This is a genomic window from Streptomyces sp. NPDC005070 (assembly GCF_053600395.1).
Genome location: NZ_JBSFZS010000050.1, coordinates 1 through 16744 on the forward strand (window position 1 = coordinate 1; position 16744 = coordinate 16744).

Genomic DNA, 16744 nt, shown 5'->3' on the forward strand with positions numbered 1-16744 from the left:
CTCCGGCGTTTGAGGAGCGGGGGTCCGGGGGCAGCGCCCCCGGGTACGGGACGGGTAGGGGCGGAGGGGGCGAAAGAAGTCCGTGCTCAGCCGATACGCCGGGCCCCCGCCGAGGGAACCGCCGGGAACACCCGGGGAGCGGTGAAGCCCGCCGCGGCGAACGCTTCCGTGACCGCCTTGGTGACCGTGTCGACGTCGGCGGCTTCGAGCAGCACGACAGCGGACCCCCCGAACCCACCCCCCGTCATCCGCGCCCCGAGGGCCCCCGCGGAGTTCGCCGCCGAAACCGCGAGATCCAGCTCGGCGCACGAGATCCGCAGATCGTCACGCAGCGAGGCGTGACCGTCCGTCAGGACCGGCCCGATCGCCCGGACCTCCCCCGCGTCCAGCAGGGAGACGACCCGGTCCACCCGGTGGTCGTCGGAGACGACATGGCGGACATAGCGACGGACGCGTTCGTCGGAGAGACGGGCGAGCGCCGCGTCGAGCTCCTCGTAGGGGACATCGCGCAGATGGGACACCCCGAGCTGCCGCGCCCCCTCCTCGCAGCCCGCACGCCGCTCGGCGTACGCCCCGTCGCCGAGCGCGTGCTTCACCCGGGTGTCGACGACGAGGAGTTCGAGGCCCTGGGAGGCGAGGTCGAAGGGGATCTGGCGGATGGAGAGGTCACGGCAGTCGAGGTGCAGGGCGTGGCCCTCGGTGCAGCACGCCGACGCCGTCTGGTCCATGACCCCGCAGGGCACGCCGACGAAGTCGTTCTCCGCGCGCTGGGCGAGCCGTGCCAGCTCGGGCCGGGTGAGCCCGAGTCCGTACAGCTCGTCGAGGGCGAGGGCGGTGACGACCTCCAGGGCCGCCGAGGAGGACAGCCCGGCGCCGGTGGGGACCGTGGAGGCCAGGTGGATGTCCGCGCCGACGACGGCGTGTCCTGCCTCGCGCAGCGCCCACACCACACCCGCCGGATAGGCGGCCCAGCCGGTGTCCGACCGGGGCGTCAGTTCGTCGACGCGCAGCTCGACGACGGGTCCTTCGATGTCCGCGGAGTGCAGCCGCAGCACTCCGTCGGACCGGCGGGACACCGCCGCGACCGCCGTGTGCGGCAGCGCGAACGGCATCACGAACCCCTCGTTGAAGTCCGTGTACTCGCCGATCAGGTTGACCCGGCCGGGCGCCGCCCAGACTCCCTCGGGCGCGGCGCCGTACAGCTCCTCGAAGCCCTCACGTACCCCACGTACCCCCACCTGCTCCACCCGCTCCACCCGCTATCCCTTCGCTGTGTTCTGTGCGAACTCCCACGCGTCCGCGACGATCCCCGCGAGATCCGCGCGGGACGGGTTCCAGCCGAGCCGCTCCCGGGCGGTCTCGGCCGAGGCGACCAGGACCGCCGGGTCCCCGCCGCGGCGCGGTGCCACGACCTCGGGGATCGGGTGTCCGGTCACCCGGCGCACCGTCTCGATGACCTCGCGGACGGAGAAGCCGTTGCCGTTGCCGAGGTTGCAGATCAGGTGCTCGCCGGGGGTCGCTGCCGAAAGGGCCAGCAGGTGCGCCTCGGCGAGGTCCGCGACATGGATGTAGTCGCGGACGCAGGTGCCGTCCGGCGTCGGGTAGTCGTCGCCGAAGACGGAGATCGCTTCGCGGCGGCCCTGCGCGACCTGGAGGACCAGCGGGATGAGGTGCGACTCGGGGTCGTGCCGCTCGCCGCTCTCGCCGTAGGCGCCGGCCACGTTGAAGTAGCGCAGCGAGACGGCGCCGAGTCCGTGCGCCGCGGCCTCGCCGGTGATCATGTGGTCGACGGCGAGCTTGGAGGCGCCGTAGGGGTTGGTGGGCCGGGTCGGCGCGGACTCCACGATCGGGGTGGTCTCGGGTTCGCCGTAGGTCGCGGCGGTGGAGGAGAAGACCAGCGTGCGCACTCCCGCGTCGCGCATCGCGGCGAGCAGGGCCATGGTGCCGCCGACGTTGTTGTCCCAGTACTTCTCGGGCTTGACCACGGACTCGCCGACCTGCGAGAACGCGGCGAAGTGCAGGACGGCGTCGTACGAGGGGTCCAGCCACTTGGCGGCGTCGCGGATGTCGCCCTCGACGAAGGCGGCACCGGCGGGCACGCCCTCGCGGAAGCCCGTCGAGAGGTTGTCGAGGACGGTGACCTCGTGGCCCGCCTCGATCAGGTGGCGCGCGACCACGCTGCCCACATAGCCGGCTCCACCCGTGACCAGGTACTTCCCACTCATGAACTCGCTACCTCTCGCAGTCGCTGAGCCGCGGATTCCGGCGGCACGTCGTTGATGAACACGTTCATGCCGGACTCGGAACCCGCGAGGAACTTCAGCTTGCCGGAAGTGCGGCGAATGGTGAAAAGCTCGAGGTGGAGCGCGAAGTCGTCCCGGTTGACGCCTTCGAACTCCTCCAGCGGGCCGAAGGGAGCCTGGTGCCACGCCGCGATGTACGGCGTCGGCGGCTCTCCGGCCCCTTCCTCTCCACCGTCCCCCGCGTCGAAGATCCGGTCGAAGCGTCTCAAGAGTTCCAGATAGACCTGGGGGAATTCTGTGCGCGCGTCCTCGTCGAGGCCGAGCAGGTCGGGCACACGGCGGCGCGGGTAGAGGTGGACCTCGTAGGGCCAGTGGGCGGCGTACGGGACGAAGGCGACCCAGTGGTCGCTCGACAGGACGACGCGCGAGCCGTCGGCGATCTCCCCCGCGAGGATCTCGTCGAACAGATTCGCCCCGCCGGTCGCCTCCTTGTGCGCGGCGAGCGAGCGCAGCATGAGGGCGGTACGCGGCGTGGTGAAGGGGTAGCCGTAGATCTGCCCGTGCGGGTGACCGAGCGTCACGCCGATCTCGGCGCCGCGGTTCTCGAAGCAGAAGACCTGCTGGACGGAGGGCAGATGGGAGAGTTCGGCGGTGCGGTCCGTCCAGGCCTCCAGGACGAGGGCCGCCTGTGCCTCCGTCAGGTCCGCGAAGGACGCGTCGTGGTCGGAGGTGAAGCAGACGACCTCGCAGCGGCCGGAGTCGCCGGCCAGCGAGGGGAAGCGGTTCTCGAACACGACGACGTCGTACGAGGAGTCGGGGATCTCGCTCAGCCGGTCGCCCGAGGACGGGCACAGCGGGCACTCGTCGGCCGGGGGGTGGTAGATGCGCCCCTGGCGGTGCGAGGCGATCGCGACCGAGTCGCCGAGCAGCGGGTCGCGGCGCACCTGAGAGGTGGTGACGGTCGGATCGAGCGGACGCCGGTCCACCGCGTCGCGCACCTGGTCGTCGCCCGCGTCGTAGTAGATGAGCTCACGACCGTCGGCGAGCCGGGTCGAGGTCTTCTTCACAGTCGGACTCCCCATCAACACCCGATCAAACCTTCAAACATAACCCAACACAACAAACCACAAGCCACCACCACAGTCAACGTCACAATCAAACAAAGGACACCATCGGAAGGGCGTATTTCCTGAATGTGGAGGCATGCGTCCCGCTCCGACTGGTTCACGCGACGAAGCGAGTTCTGATGCAGTCCCCCACACATCCGCCCCAACCGGGCACCCTGCTCGCCGCCGAGCTGCGTCTCCCCACGAACGCACTCGACTACACAATCCTCGGCATCTACTTCGTGGTCGTCCTGGGCATCGGCTTCGCGGCCCGCCGCTCGGTGCGGACGAGCCTCGACTTCTTCCTGTCCGGGCGCTCACTGCCGGCCTGGATCACCGGCCTGGCGTTCATCTCGGCCAACCTGGGCGCCACCGAGATCCTCGGCATGGCCGCCAACAGCGCGCAGTACGGCGTCTACACCGTGCACTGGTACTGGATCGGCGCCATCCCGGCGATGGTCTTCCTGGGCCTGGTGATGATGCCGTTCTACTACGGCTCCAAGGTCCGCTCGGTCCCCGAGTTCCTGCTCCTGCGCTTCGACAGGTGGGCGCACCTGCTGAGTTCTGTCCTGTTCGCCTTCGCCGCCGTCCTCATCGCCGGCGTCAACCTCTACTCGCTCGCGATCGTGGTCGAGGCGCTGCTCGGCTGGCCGCAGTGGGTGGCGATCGTGGTCGCCGGGTTCTTCGTCCTGGCGTACATCACCCTCGGCGGTCTGTCCTCCGCGATCTACAACGAGGTGCTCCAGTTCTTCGTGATCCTGGCGGCCCTGATCCCGATCGCCGTGCTCGGCCTGCACCGGGTGGGCGGCTGGGACGGTCTGACCGACTCCCTCGACAAGACCCACGGCGCCGACTTCACGACGGCCTGGGGCGGTACGGGCATCGGCAGCGCCAACCCGCTCGGCGCCAACTGGCTGACCATCGTGCTCGGCCTCGGCTTCGTGCTGTCCTTCGGCTACTGGACGACGAACTTCGCCGAGGTGCAGCGCGCGCTGTCGGCCAAGAATCTCTCGGCGGCCCGGCGCACCCCGCTGATCGCGGCCTACCCGAAGATCTTCATCGTGTTCCTGGTGATGATCCCGGGCCTGGTGGCGGCCGTCCTGGTCCCGAAGATCGGCACCCCCGGCTCGGATCTCCAGTACAACGACGCGATCCCCTATCTGATGCAGGAGTTGCTGCCGAACGGTGTCCTCGGCATCGCGGTGACCGGTCTGCTGGCCGCGTTCATGGCGGGCATGGCGGCCAACGTCTCGTCCTTCAACACGGTCTTCACGACCGACATCTGGGCGAAGTACGTGATCAAGGGCCGCGAGGACTCCTACTACGTGCGCTTCGGCCGGCTGATCACGGTGATCGGCGTCCTGGCGTCGATCGGCACGGCCTTCCTGGCCTCGTCCTTCTCCAACATCATGAGCTACCTCCAGACGCTCTTCTCCTTCTTCAACGTGCCGATGTTCGCGGTCTTCATCGTCGGCATGTTCTGGAAGCGGGCGTCGGTGAAGTCGGGCTTCTGGGGCCTGCTGGCCGGCACGACGGCCGCGATGGTGAACTACTTCGTCTTCTACAAGCAGGGCATCATCGGCTTCCCCTCCGACCAGGGCGCCAACTTCGTCTCCGCGATCGTCGCCTTCGTGGCCGGTGGCGTGGTGATGGTCGGGGTCTCGCTCTTCACCGCCCCCAAGCCCGCGCGGGAGTTGGAGGGCCTGGTCTACGGCACGGTGTCCCCCGGCATGGCCGAGCCGCCCGCCGCCGGTGACGACGCCTGGTACCGCAGGCCGGCGCTGCTGGGCTGGGGCGCCGTGATCCTGGCCGCCGTCTGCTACATCCCGTTCTCGTTCTGACCTCGTTCCGACGAGTCCCGGCCCACTCCGACGAGGGAGAAGAAGGAAACCATGTCCGACTATTCGGAAAGCGACGCGCAGCGCGAGGTCTCGGACCTTGAGAAGCAGTCCGCGACCGCCGCCCGCCTGTTCGACATCCGCCGCATCATCGGCGGCCTGTTCGTGATCTACGGAGTCATCGTCACCATCGCCGGCATCACGGCCTCCGACGCCGACCTCGCCAAGGCCGGCGACATCAACATCAACCTCTGGACAGGCCTCGGCATGCTGGCCCTCGGCCTGTTCTTCCTGGCCTGGCTGTGGCTGCGCCCGCTCCCGGCCCCGACCCCGGAGACCCCGGCCGAGGAGCACGCTCCGCCGAAGGCCTGACTCCCGCACCCGGGGCCGAAGTTCCCGGCGAACTCCGGCCCCGGCGCCGGAAAGGCGCCCGGACCTGGCCCTTTACGTCGCCACACCTCTGTGATCTCCTTCGCCGGGACAGGTACGGACGGCCTCTGGGGAGGGGCCGTGGGGCAGGGGAGAGTCAGCGATGCGCACCGCCGCAGCGGAAACAGTTCAGCCATGTCCGGAGTGCGGGGCCGAGATCCGGTGCGACGCCCGGTTCGTCACGTGGTGCGCGGCCTGTGACTGGAACATCGACCCGGGACGGCCGGAGGAGAAGCAGGGACGGCTCGCCAGGGCCCGACGTGCCCTGGCGCAGCGGCACGGTGAGCGACTGCTGGCGGAGCTGAACTCCGGCGGGAACCTGAGGGCCCGACGCGATCCCTCGGCCGTCCTCGCCGTCGCGGTCGCACTCGTCGTCCACGCCCTGACCCTGGCCGTGACCGCGGGAGGCGTCTGGCTCCTCGTCCGGGGATGGGGCGGCTGGGGAATGGTCCCCGGAGCGATCCTGCTCGCCCTGGGATGGTCGCTGCGGCCCCGGTTCGAACGGCTGCCGAAGAACACCCCCGTCCTGCGCCGTGCCGACGCGCCCGAACTCTTCGCCCTCGTCGACGAGGTCGCCCGCGTGGCCGGCACCCGCGGGGTCGACGCGATCGCCGTCGACGCCGAGGCCAACGCGGGCGTGGAGAGTTACGGCGTGCGGGGGCGCCGGCTCCTCACCCTGGGACTGCCTCTGTGGGAAGGCCTCACACCGCAGCAGCGGATCGCGCTGCTGGGCCACGAAATGGGCCACTACGTCAACGGGGACACCCGTCACGGCACGGTCGTCGCAGCCGCCTTCCGTTCGCTGACCATCTGGCACTACTACTTCCAACCGGTCGACCGCGAGCCGCTGGACGACTCCGGCGCGCTCAAGCTCCTCCTCAATCTGCTCTACGTCCTGCCCCGTCTGCTCGTCCGCGGCGTCCTGACGCTCCTCGACCAACTGACCCTGCGCGCCACTCAGCGGGCCGAATACCTCGCCGACCGCGTCGCCGCCCGAGCCGGGTCCACCCAGGCAGCGCTGGAACTCATGGATGGGCTGCTGATCTCGGATTCAGCCGCCGTGACACTCCGACGCGAGGTCAACCGCGCCGCCCTGAGCGGCCCGCGCGGCAGGCAGCAGACCACCGCCTGGGCGGAGGAACTGTGGGAACGCCTCGCCGCGGACCTGGCGTCGGTTCCGGACCACGAGCGCGAACGTCTGCGCAGGGTCGGCGTACTACGGGGCCACAGCGTCGACGCGGCCCACCCCCCGACCCATCTGCGCCACGCGTGCCTGCTCATCGGAGATGCCGTGCCCCCGGCGGTCGTGTCCGACGACGAGCGGGAGCGCCGGATCGCCGAGGAACTGGCCGACGCGCGCACGGCGATGGCCCGGCAGATCCTCCGGGACGGCTGCTGACGAGCTAGGCGGCGGCCAGCTCGCACCAGACGTACTTGCCGGTGTCGCCGCCCTGGCGCAGCGGATGCCAGCCCCAGTCGTCGGCGCAGGCGCGGACCAGGACCAGACCCCGGCCCGCTTCGGCGTCGGAGGTGACCGGCAGATCGTACGGCGGGGGCAGCGGGCTCGCGTCCCAGGCTCCGATCCGCAGCACCCCGCCCCGCCAGGCCAGCCGCAGGGCCGCGGGGCCCTTCGTATGCCGTACGGCGTTGGAGACCAGCTCCGCCGCCAGCAGCTCGGCGAGGTCCGCGAGACGGATCAGGCCGTGCAGGGTCAGGACCAGGCGAACGGTACGACGGCAGACGGTGACGGCTCGGGTGTCGTGGGGGATGTGCAGGGAGTAGGTCCAGGGTTCATGTGCAGACATGGCTGAACTCCGGTTCGAGTGTGGGGAGTCGAGAGTTCGCTGGGGGCGCGGGCGGTGGCCGTGTCACAGCCGCCGTGGCAGGACGGAGTGGTGCGCTTCCGGGTACCCCGAGGTTCCGCAGCGTGTGCGTCGCATCACTGACGGTAGGGTAGGAATTCCTACCCCTGCAACCCTCACGCGTAATCTGGCACCCGAACGGGGAGGGCAACCCCGCCCGTTTTCAGGGTCCTTGAGGAGGCGGCACTGGATGACGATGCGGAATCAGCCGACGGCACGGCAGGTACGCCTGGGCACCGAACTGCGCCGACTGCGGGAAGCCGCGGGCAAGTCCGCGCGGGAAGTGGCAGGGCTGCTCGGCTCCAGCTCGACCCACATGAGCCAGATCGAAGCAGGCAGCTCGGGTATCAACGAGGAACGTCTGCGCAGGCTGGTGGCTCACTGCGCTTGTGCGGACGGGGAGTTGATCGACGCCCTCGTCGGGATGGCAGCGGACCGTACGAGAGGCTGGTGGGAGGAGTACCGAGGCGTGCTGCCCACCTCGTTTCTCGACTTGTCCGAGCTCGACCACCACGCGGCGTTCCGCCACGACGTGGCCGTCATTCACGTTCCGGGACTTCTGCAGACGGAGGACTACGCGCGCGCCCTCTTCTCGTACATGGCGCCCGAACTCCCTCGGAGCGAGGTGGACGCCCGGGTGAGCCACCGGATGAAGCGTCGCGTGGTCATCGACCGGCCCGACCCGATCAGCTACGAGGCCGTAATCCATGAGGCCGCGCTACGGATCCGTGTGGGCGACCGTGCGGTCGCGCGAGCCCAGTTGGAAGGCATCCTGGAGCACTCGGAATCGGAGCACGTCACCGTTCGAATCATCCCCTTCGATGTGGACGGCTTCGCCGGCGCCGGCAGCGCGATGGGCCATCTCGGAGGTCCCGTGCACCGTTTGGACACCGTCGTACGCGACGCGCCACACGGCACCGGGTTCATCGACTCCGAGGCCCAACTGGCCCACTTCCGAGCACTCTTCCGTAGGGTTGAGGAATCGTCACTGAGCCCCGGGCGCTCGCGCGACTTCATCCGCAAGCTGGCGAAGGAACTGTGAGGCAACGTCATGACCAACCCCGCCAACTGGCAGAAGTCCTCCTTCTCCGGCGGCGGTGAGGGCAACGACTGCCTCGAACTCGCCGCCACCCCCAGCCTCGTCCACCTCCGTGAGAGCGACACCCCGGACACCCGTCTCTCGACCGCCCCGGGCGCCCTTGTCCACCTCCTGAACCACATACGGAACGGGATCGACGGGGAAGGATGACCCCATGACCGACAAACTCACTGTCAGTGTTCTCGGCACCGGCATCATGGGGGCCGCCATGGCCCGGAATCTCGTGCGGGCCGGGCACGATGTGCGGGTCTGGAACCGTACCCGGGACAAGGCCGAGCCGCTGGCCGCCGACGGCGCGCACGTCGCGGACACCCCGGAGGAGGCCGTGCGGGGCGCCGACGTCGTCCTGACCATGGTCCACGACGGCCCGGCCGCCCTCGACGTCATGCGCCAGGCCGCACCCGGGCTGCGCGCGGGGGCCGTCTGGGTGCAGTCCACGACCGCCGGGACCGAAGCCCTCGGCGAGCTCGCCGAGTTCGCCGGCACGCACGAGCTCCCCTTCTTCGACGCACCCGTCCTCGGGACACGCGCACCCGCCGAGGCCGGGCAGCTCACCGTGCTCGCCGCCGGCCCGAGCGCGGCCCGCGACACCGTGACGCCCGTCTTCGACGCCGTCGGCGCCCGTACGGTGTGGACCGGCGAGGACGGCGCGGCGGGCAGCGCCACCCGGCTCAAGCTCGTCGCCAACAGCTGGGTCCTCGCCGCCACCGCCGCGACCGGGGAGGTGCTCGCCCTGGCCAAGGGCCTCGGGGTGGACCCGGAGGACTTCTTCGGCCTCATCGCGGACGGGCCGCTCGACATGGGCTATCTGCGCGCCAAGGCCAGCCTTGTCCTGGAGGACCGGCTGTCCCCGGCCAGCTTCGCCGTCACCACGGCCGAGAAGGACGCCCGCCTGATCGTGCGGGCGGGGCAGCGGCACGGCGTGCGCCTCGACGTGGCCGAGGCCGCCGCCGAACGCTTCGGCCGCGCCGGCGCCCTCGGTCACGGGGACGAGGACATGGCCGCCGCGTACTTCGCGAGCTTCGAGGAGGGGAAGCCCCCCTCCTCGTAGCACCGTCGACTCGTGGACGCGTCGAGCCCGTATGTCTCAGCGGGTGGTGTCCATGGGGCCGTGGGGACTCTGGGCCGGGATCGGGCCCGCGCGGTCCAACAGGCCGGTGCGGGCCGCGAGTGCCGCCGCTTCCAGGCGGGAGCCCACACCCAGTTTCATCAGGACCCGCTGGACGTGGGTGCGGGCCGTGGACGGGGCGATGCCCATTCCGGCCGCGATGAGCCGGGTGTCCTCGCCGTCGGCGACGCGCACCAGGACCTCCACCTCGCGGGGTGTGAGCATCTGGAGCAGCCGCTGGCCCTCGTCGTCGGGCTGGGCGGCGGGATTGAGCAGTTCGCTGAAGGCGCCCTGGAGCAGTTGCGGGGCCACGGCCGCCTCGCCCGCCCTCGCCTTCATGATCGCGCGCTCGACACCCTCGATGCGCTCGTCATGGCGTACGTAGCCGGAGGCGCCGGCGGCGAACGCGGCGGCGATCCCACGCGGGTTCGGCACCGGTCCGAGCACCAGGACGGCCACCTGCGGACGCTCCCGCTTGATCCGCACCACCGGGTCGAAGATCCCCGGCTCGGCGGGTGTCGCCGTGCCGATCAGGCACACCTCGGGTGCCCGTGTGATCACCAGCTCCGCCGCCCCCGCGGCGGGCGCCGCCGCGGCGAGCACCCGGTGCCCGCGCAGCTTCAGAGCCGAGGCCAACGCCTCGGCGAGCAGTCGGTGGTCGTCGACCACCATGAGCCGGACTCCCATCAGGCAACCCCCCAGTCCCCCCGAGCATCCCCACTGGTTCCCCGTGGAAAGGAGCCCCCCGGCTCTCCATCCCCCGGAAGCTACACGCTTGTTCGACGTTGCGCTTCCCCTACTGGAGAGAAGTGCCCCGGAATATCGAAATCCCACCCAATAGGAAGTGATGCGGGGTACGCGTACGGCCCCGGCCCTGAACAGGGACGGGGCCGCACACGGTGTTTCGGCCCGAACAAATCAATCCGGGGAAACGATCACCGCATTCTTTCGAAGATGATCACTTTGGTTCACTCGAAAGGTGACGGTTACTTCGTTCCGAAGGCGATCGCCAGGTACGCCTTGTCCGTCGCGGAGGTCGGCTTGTCCGCGTAGACCTGGGACATGTACAGCCTGCCGTCGGCGTAGAGGATCTCGGCGTAGTCGGGGAGCATGCTCGACTCCGCGTCACGCGTCGACTGGGTGGCCGGGTTCTCCATCAGCGTCGTCTCCTTGAAGGAGGTTCCGTCGATGCTGACGATCTGCCCGCCCTTGTCGTACGGCGGCCGCTTGTACGCGAGGAGGCTGGTGCCGTCCATGCGCAGCGGGGTGATGCTGTAGCCGTCACCCGCGTCCGCGCGCTGGCCGGTCTGCTTCCCGGTGGCCAGGTCGAAGGCGACGATCTCGTTGGTCCGGCTGTAGTCACCGGAGCCGTCGTGCTCCTCGGTCGGGATGTACAGCTTGTCGTTGCCGACGGCGAGCGACTTGCAGAACTCGATCTTGGTGATGCCGTCGCACTTGGCCGCGTACGTCTTGCCGGGGGCCGAGATCTTCGCCCGCAGCTTGCCGGTCTTGTTGTCGATGGAGAAGAAGTCCGAGATGCCGCTGCCGTCACCGGCCGAGTCGCCGACGTCGGCCGCCACGACCAGCGGGTCGGTGGAGACGACGCTGGCATACTCGATGCCGGGCGACATCTTGTACTCGGAGATCACCTTCCCGGACTTCGGGTCGATGCTCTGGATGTGGAGCTGGCGCGTGCTGCCGTACTCGCCGCACTTGCGGACCGCGACCAGCTTCGCGCCGCCGCCGTAACCGGAGTCGTAGCAGCTGTCGCCCGTCTTGGGCGCCCACAGCGCCTTGCCGGTGGAGATGTCGAACGCTCCGCCGCCACCCGTGCTGCCCGCGGCGACCGTGTTCCCGCTGATCGTCACGTTGTCGAGGTTGATCTCCTGGTCACCGGACTTGATCGTCCGGGTCCAGAGCTTGGCGCCCGCGTCGAGATCGATCGCGGCGAGCTGGCTGCATCCGTGCGAGGGCTGCGCCTTGGTGGGCATGGCCGGCTCGTAGATGATCGCCGAGCGGTTGGCGTCCGTGCTGTGCAGGCTGGCCTGGCACACCGGGCCGGGGAGCTTGATCGTCCAGGTCTTGGCGCCGGTCTTCGGGTCGTAGCCGTTGATCTCGGCGTTGCCGGTCTTGGCGTACACCTTGTCGGTGAGCCAGGAGCCGGACGTGGTCACGCTGGTGATGTCCTTCGGCACGGCCGGAGCGGGGATCTGGAAGAGCAGGTCGGAGTTGGTGTTCGCCGGCGCCTTCTCCCCGCCGTCGGTGCCCTTCTTGTCACCGCCCTTGTCGTCGCCGTTCCCGCCGGTGACGCCGCCCGATTTCCCGACGTCGTGCTTGTTGCCCCCGTCGGAGCGCTGCGAGTACACGATTCCGGTGCCGACGATCAGAGCGACGGCCACCACGGCCGCCACGATGATGAGCACCTGGCTGTTGATCTTCCGGCCGCCGCTCCCCTGCGGGGCCTGGGGCTGCATCGGCATGGTCTGCGGCTGCGGGTAGCCGTACGGGCTCGGCTGTCCGGCGGCGCCGTACGGGGGCTGCGGCTGGCCCGGAGCACCGTACGGAGCCTGCGGCTGGCCCGGGTAGCCGTAGCCCGGCTGGCCCGGGGGCGGCGTCTGCGGATAACCGTACGGCTGCTGCGGGGACGCCGGCGGGGGCGTCTGGGGGTAGCCGTAGCCGGGGCCCGCGGCGGCGGGCGGAGGGGTCGGCGGACCGAAACCGCCGGCGGGCTGCTCCTGCGGGGCGCCGAAGCCCTGCGCGGGCGGGTCCTGCGGCGCGCCGAAACCGCCGGGCTCGGGGTCTGCCCCGCCCGGACTCTGCTGAGAGCCCGGGGACGGTTCCTGCGGTGCGCCGAAGCCCTTCGGGGGCTCGTTCGGCGGCGGGGGCGGCTGACTCATGACGTGAATACCTCGGAATGCGAAGGGACGGCGGGCCTGTGCGCGTGCGGGACGCGACGGAACGGGGCGGAGGCGTCGGTCACTTGCCGTAGGCCAGCATCAGCTTCTCCTTCGCCTCGTCGTTGCCCGTCAGCCGGGTCGTGGAGATGTAGAACCGTCCGTCCACGAAGTCGACGGCCTTGGAGTAGAAGCCGGCCTCGATGGCCGCGGTGCCCTGCGGATTCTGGAGCAGCTTCGTGGGCGTGTGGCCGGTGCCGCCCGTCGGGATCGACACGACGCGGCCGCCCCCGTCGTACGACGCCTCGACGTAGGCGATGAGCGCGCCGCCGTCCGTCCTCATCGGCATCATCGTCGCGTCCGTCGGGGACTTGACGCGCCACTTCTCCTTGCCGGTCGCGAGGTTGAACGCGACGACCTCGTTGGGGCCGGTCTTCGCCTCGGTCGGCAGATAGAGCGTGTCGGCGTCGGCGACGGCACCGAAGCAGCCCGCCAGGTCGCGGTCGAGGATCGCGAAGCCGCACTCGGGAGCGAAGCCGTCGTCACTGCTGAGCTCGGAGCGCAGGTCGCCGTTGTCCTTCAGGACGGTGATGTTCACCTTCTTCTTCGCGTCGTTCGTCAGGTAGAGCACGACCGGGTCCACGGAGTAGGCACGCCCGACCCGCCAGCCCTTGGGGATCTTCTTCGTCCAACGGGCCTTGCCGGTGGCCGGGTCCAGCTCCTGCACCTCGTCGTGCTCGGTGCTGCTGCCGGCCCCGCAGGACGAGACGGACAGCAGCTTGGAGCCGCCCGCGAATCCCGCCGGGTAGCAGCCGGAGCCGTACTTCTTCTTGTCCCACAGCTTCTTGCCGCCGGCGACGTCGTACGCCGTTCCCGACATCGAACGGCCGACCGTCAGCGTCTCCCCGGTGATGGACAGTTCGAGCGAGATCGTGCTGTCGAACAGGTCGCCTTCCGCGACCTGCGCGGTCCAGCCCTTGGCCCCGGTGTTCAGGTCGATCTGCTGGAGCTGGTTGCACTTCGCGCTGCTGGCGGAGCCGCTCATGTAGGCGATGACGACCTTGTCGTCGGCCGTCTTCTGCGGGGTGACCGCGCAGATCTTCTGCGGGAAGGTCAGCGCGGGCCAGGCGGGCTTGCCGTCGCTCACGTCGAACGCGAAGAGCTGCTTGTACGCCGCCTTCACCGCTGCCTTGCCGGTGATCCACATCCCGGGAGCGTCCGCGCCCGAACCGGGCGCGTCCGGCGCCGACTTGTACCAGAGGACCTTCGCCTCGCCCGCCTTGCGGCCGGCGTTCAGGTCGTCGTTCTCCTCGCCGCCGTCACCACTGCCGTCACCGGGGTTGGCCGGATCGTCCGAGGCGGGCGCGGACGCGGACGGGCTGTGGCTCGGGCTCTCCTTGGCGACGGGCTTCTTGTCGTCACCACCGCTGGTGACGGCCCAGACGGTGCCGCCGACGACGAGCAGACCGGCCACCGCCGCGGCGATGACGAGCGCGGGCTTCCCCTTGAACGGGTTCTTCGAGCCGCCGCCGGGACCGCCGGGCTGCGGAGTGCCGGGTCCGCCCGGGTAGGGCGCCTGCGGCGGATAGCCGTACCCCTGCTGCTGCCCGTATCCGTGCGGCCCGGGCTGTCCGTAGGGGCCCTGCTGCTGTCCGTACGGGCCGGGCTGCTGCGGCTGTCCGTACGGGCCCGACTGGGTGTAGGGCCCGGGCTGTTGCGGGTATCCGTAGCCGGGCTGCGGGGGTCCGGCGGGCGGGGTGTTCTGGGGCGCGGGCGCCTGGGGCGGCTGCGCGGGAGGAGGGGGCGTGCCCTGCGGCGCGGGAGGCGTGTTCGGGGGCGTGCTCTGCGGCGCGCCGAATCCCCCCTGCGATCGCGGGTCCGGCGAGGCGCCGGCACCACCCGTCGGCTGGTCCTGCGGTGCTCCGAAACCGCCCTGCGGTGGCTGACTCGGCGGCTGACTCATCAGCGCGTCCCCCTCTTCACTGATGTGACCCCTCCACCGGCGGCGCCCGATTCGCGCCTCGTCCGGTGGATCTCAGACTGTTCTCAGACCGCTCTTTCTATCACTCCGGGGGGCGCGGGCAGGGGGTCGGTGCGCGCCCTGTTCCCAAGGGAGGACCGGGCTGTGATGCCGCCGTTACGCGTCTTCACGCGCCCTTCACGCCGGGCGCGTGAGGCGAGTTCACCGGCCCGGGACGGCCACCGTAAGGGGCGCTTCAGGCAACTCGGGGGCGCTCGGGGGCACTTGCGCGCCCTTCGCGCGGGCCGTACACGCCGGACGCGTGCGCCGGGCGTGCGATGCCTCCGCGCCCGGGAGGCACCGCACGTCGTACGAGGGGCGGTTGCCCCTCCACCTCACGCGTCTTCCGCCAGCTCCAGCCAGCGCATTTCCAGTTCCTCCCGCTCGCCCGCCAACTCGCGCAGTTCGGCGTCGAGTTGGGCGACCTTGCCGAAGTCGGTGGCGTTGTCGGCGATCTGGGCGTGCAGCTTCGTCTCCTTCTCGGAGATCTTGTCGAGCTGCCGCTCGATCTTCTGGAGCTCCTTCTTCGCGGCGCGGGCGTCGGCGGCCGACGCGGCCTTCGCCGGGGCGGGAGCGGCGGCGAGCACGGTGGCCGCGGCCGCCTCCTCCATCTTCTTGCGCCGCTCCAGGTACTCGTCGATACCGCGCGGAAGCATCCTCAGGGTGGCGTCGCCGAGGAGCGCGAACACGTCGTCCGTGGTGCGCTCGATGAAGAAACGGTCGTGGGAGATCACGATCATGGAGCCGGGCCAGCCGTCGAGGAGGTCCTCGAGCTGGGTGAGGGTCTCGATGTCGAGGTCGTTCGTCGGCTCGTCGAGGAAGAGGACGTTGGGCTCGTCCATCAGCAGGCGCAGGATCTGCAGCCGGCGGCGCTCACCACCGCTGAGGTCCCCGACCGGCGTCCACTGCTTCTCCTTGTTGAAGCCGAACGTCTCGCAGAGCTGCCCCGCGGTCATCTCGCGGCCCTTGCCGAGGTCGACGCGGTCGCGGACGGCCTGGACGGCCTGGAGCACACGCCAGTTCGGGTCGAGCTCGCCGACCTCCTGGGAGAGATAGGCGAGCTTGACGGTCTTGCCGGTGACGATCCGGCCGGCGGCGGGCTGCTTCTCGCCCTCGGTGCGGGCGGCCTCGGCCAGGGCCCGCAGCAGCGAGGTCTTGCCCGCGCCGTTGACGCCCACCAGGCCGACGCGGTCGCCGGGACCGAGCTGCCAGGTCAGGTGCTTGAGCAGCACCTTGGGCCCGGCCTGCACGGTGACGTCCTCCAGCTCGAAGACGGTCCTGCCGAGCCGGGAGTTGGCGAACCGCATCAGCTCGCTCTTGTCGCGGGGCGGCGGCACGTCGGCGATCAGCTCGTTGGCGGCCTCGACGCGGAAGCGCGGCTTGGAGGTACGGGCGGGCGCGCCGCGACGCAGCCAGGCCAGCTCCTTGCGGACCAGGTTCTGGCGCTTGACCTCCTCGGTCGCGGCGATGCGCTCGCGCTCGGCGCGGGCGAACACGTAGTCGGTGTAGCCGCCCTCGTACTCGTAGACCGCGCCCTTCTGCACGTCCCACATCTGGGTGCAGACCTGGTCGAGGAACCACCGGTCGTGGGTCACGCAGACCAGCGCGGAACGGCGTTCGCGCAGGTGCTGGGCGAGCCAGGCGATGCCCTCGACGTCCAGATGGTTGGTGGGCTCGTCGAGGATGATCAGGTCCTGCTCCTCGATGAGCAGCTTCGCCAGCGCGATACGGCGCCGCTCGCCACCGGAGAGCGGGCCGATCACGGTGTCGAGCCCCTGCGGGAACCCGGGCAGGTCGAGACCGCCGAAAAGACCCGTCAGTACGTCCCTGATCTTGGCGTTGCCCGCCCACTCGTGGTCGGCCATGTCGCGGATGACCTCGTGGCGGACGGTGGCCGTGGGGTCGAGCGAGTCGTGCTGGGTGAGCACGCCGACGTTCAGGCCGCCGGAGTGCGTGACACGGCCGGTGTCGGGCTCCTCCAGCTTGGCGAGCATGCGGATCAGGGTGGTCTTGCCGTCGCCGTTCCGGCCGACCACGCCGATGCGGTCGCCCTCGCTGACGCCGAGGGAGACTCCGTCGAGCAGTGCACGGGTGCCGTACACCTTGCTGACGGACTCGACATTGACCAGGTTGACGGCCATTTCT

The 16744-nt window shown here is 70.2% G+C and carries 14 protein-coding genes; 6 read left to right on the plus strand and 8 right to left on the minus strand.

Going from position 1 to position 16744, the window contains the following annotated elements:
- Positions 1 to 86: 86 nt before the first annotated feature.
- From galK to galT, 3 genes are read right to left on the minus strand one after another with little or no spacing between them, the layout of a single operon-like run.
- Complete coding sequence (gene galK / locus ACWEBX_RS18750; protein ID WP_451885936.1) at positions 87 to 1238, minus strand: galactokinase; 1152 nt, start codon at positions 1236 to 1238, stop codon at positions 87 to 89.
- Positions 1239 to 1259: 21 nt separating this feature from the next.
- Entirely contained in the window at positions 1260 to 2225 is a 966-nt protein-coding gene (galE, locus tag ACWEBX_RS18755) for a UDP-glucose 4-epimerase GalE (RefSeq protein ID WP_451885937.1), read from the minus strand.
- The gene (gene galT, locus ACWEBX_RS18760; RefSeq protein ID WP_451885938.1) at positions 2222 to 3310 is read right to left on the minus strand and encodes a galactose-1-phosphate uridylyltransferase; all 1089 of its coding nucleotides are present in this window, start codon (positions 3308 to 3310) and stop codon (positions 2222 to 2224) included. Before galT ends, galE begins: the two co-directional genes overlap by 4 nt.
- Positions 3311 to 3489: 179 nt before the next feature.
- Between galT and ACWEBX_RS18765 the strand changes: the two genes are divergently transcribed.
- The 3 genes from ACWEBX_RS18765 (at position 3490) to ACWEBX_RS18775 (ending at position 7015) form a co-directional block, all read left to right on the plus strand.
- A complete protein-coding gene (locus ACWEBX_RS18765) occupies positions 3490 to 5190 on the plus strand; it encodes a sodium:solute symporter family protein (protein ID WP_451885939.1) in 1701 nt (566 codons plus the stop codon).
- A gap of 51 nt (positions 5191 to 5241) precedes the next feature.
- Positions 5242 to 5559: a hypothetical protein gene (locus tag ACWEBX_RS18770; RefSeq protein ID WP_451885940.1), complete on the plus strand. Its 318-nt coding sequence runs from the start codon at positions 5242 to 5244 to the stop codon at positions 5557 to 5559.
- 160 nt (positions 5560 to 5719) lie between these two features.
- The gene (locus ACWEBX_RS18775; RefSeq protein WP_451885941.1) at positions 5720 to 7015 is read left to right on the plus strand and encodes a M48 family metallopeptidase; all 1296 of its coding nucleotides are present in this window, start codon (positions 5720 to 5722) and stop codon (positions 7013 to 7015) included.
- 4 nt (positions 7016 to 7019) lie between these two features.
- Here ACWEBX_RS18775 and ACWEBX_RS18780 read toward each other — a convergent pair whose 3' ends face one another.
- Positions 7020 to 7421, minus strand: a complete 402-nt coding sequence (locus tag ACWEBX_RS18780) for an ATP-binding protein (RefSeq protein ID WP_451885942.1) — start codon at positions 7419 to 7421, stop codon at positions 7020 to 7022.
- 247 nt (positions 7422 to 7668) lie between these two features.
- Between ACWEBX_RS18780 and ACWEBX_RS18785 the strand changes: the two genes are divergently transcribed.
- From ACWEBX_RS18785 to ACWEBX_RS18795, 3 genes are read left to right on the plus strand one after another with little or no spacing between them, the layout of a single operon-like run.
- Positions 7669 to 8520, plus strand: coding sequence for a helix-turn-helix domain-containing protein (locus ACWEBX_RS18785; protein WP_451885943.1), 852 nt, complete (start codon positions 7669 to 7671; stop codon positions 8518 to 8520).
- A gap of 9 nt (positions 8521 to 8529) precedes the next feature.
- Positions 8530 to 8727, plus strand: coding sequence for a DUF397 domain-containing protein (locus tag ACWEBX_RS18790; protein ID WP_451885944.1), 198 nt, complete (start codon positions 8530 to 8532; stop codon positions 8725 to 8727).
- A 4-nt stretch (positions 8728 to 8731) separates the two neighbouring features.
- Positions 8732 to 9628, plus strand: a complete 897-nt coding sequence (locus ACWEBX_RS18795) for an NAD(P)-dependent oxidoreductase (RefSeq protein ID WP_451885945.1) — start codon at positions 8732 to 8734, stop codon at positions 9626 to 9628.
- Positions 9629 to 9664: 36 nt separating this feature from the next.
- Here the strand turns inward: ACWEBX_RS18795 and ACWEBX_RS18800 are convergent, their stop codons facing one another.
- From ACWEBX_RS18800 to ACWEBX_RS18815, 4 genes are all read right to left on the minus strand, one after another.
- Positions 9665 to 10372, minus strand: coding sequence for a helix-turn-helix transcriptional regulator (locus ACWEBX_RS18800; RefSeq protein WP_451885946.1), 708 nt, complete (start codon positions 10370 to 10372; stop codon positions 9665 to 9667).
- A gap of 299 nt (positions 10373 to 10671) precedes the next feature.
- Complete coding sequence (locus ACWEBX_RS18805) at positions 10672 to 12582, minus strand: outer membrane protein assembly factor BamB family protein (RefSeq protein ID WP_451885947.1); 1911 nt, start codon at positions 12580 to 12582, stop codon at positions 10672 to 10674.
- 79 nt (positions 12583 to 12661) lie between these two features.
- A complete protein-coding gene (locus ACWEBX_RS18810; protein ID WP_451885948.1) occupies positions 12662 to 14542 on the minus strand; it encodes an outer membrane protein assembly factor BamB family protein in 1881 nt (626 codons plus the stop codon).
- A 392-nt stretch (positions 14543 to 14934) separates the two neighbouring features.
- Complete coding sequence (locus ACWEBX_RS18815) at positions 14935 to 16740, minus strand: ABC-F family ATP-binding cassette domain-containing protein (protein WP_451885949.1); 1806 nt, start codon at positions 16738 to 16740, stop codon at positions 14935 to 14937.
- Positions 16741 to 16744: the final 4 nt, after the last annotated feature.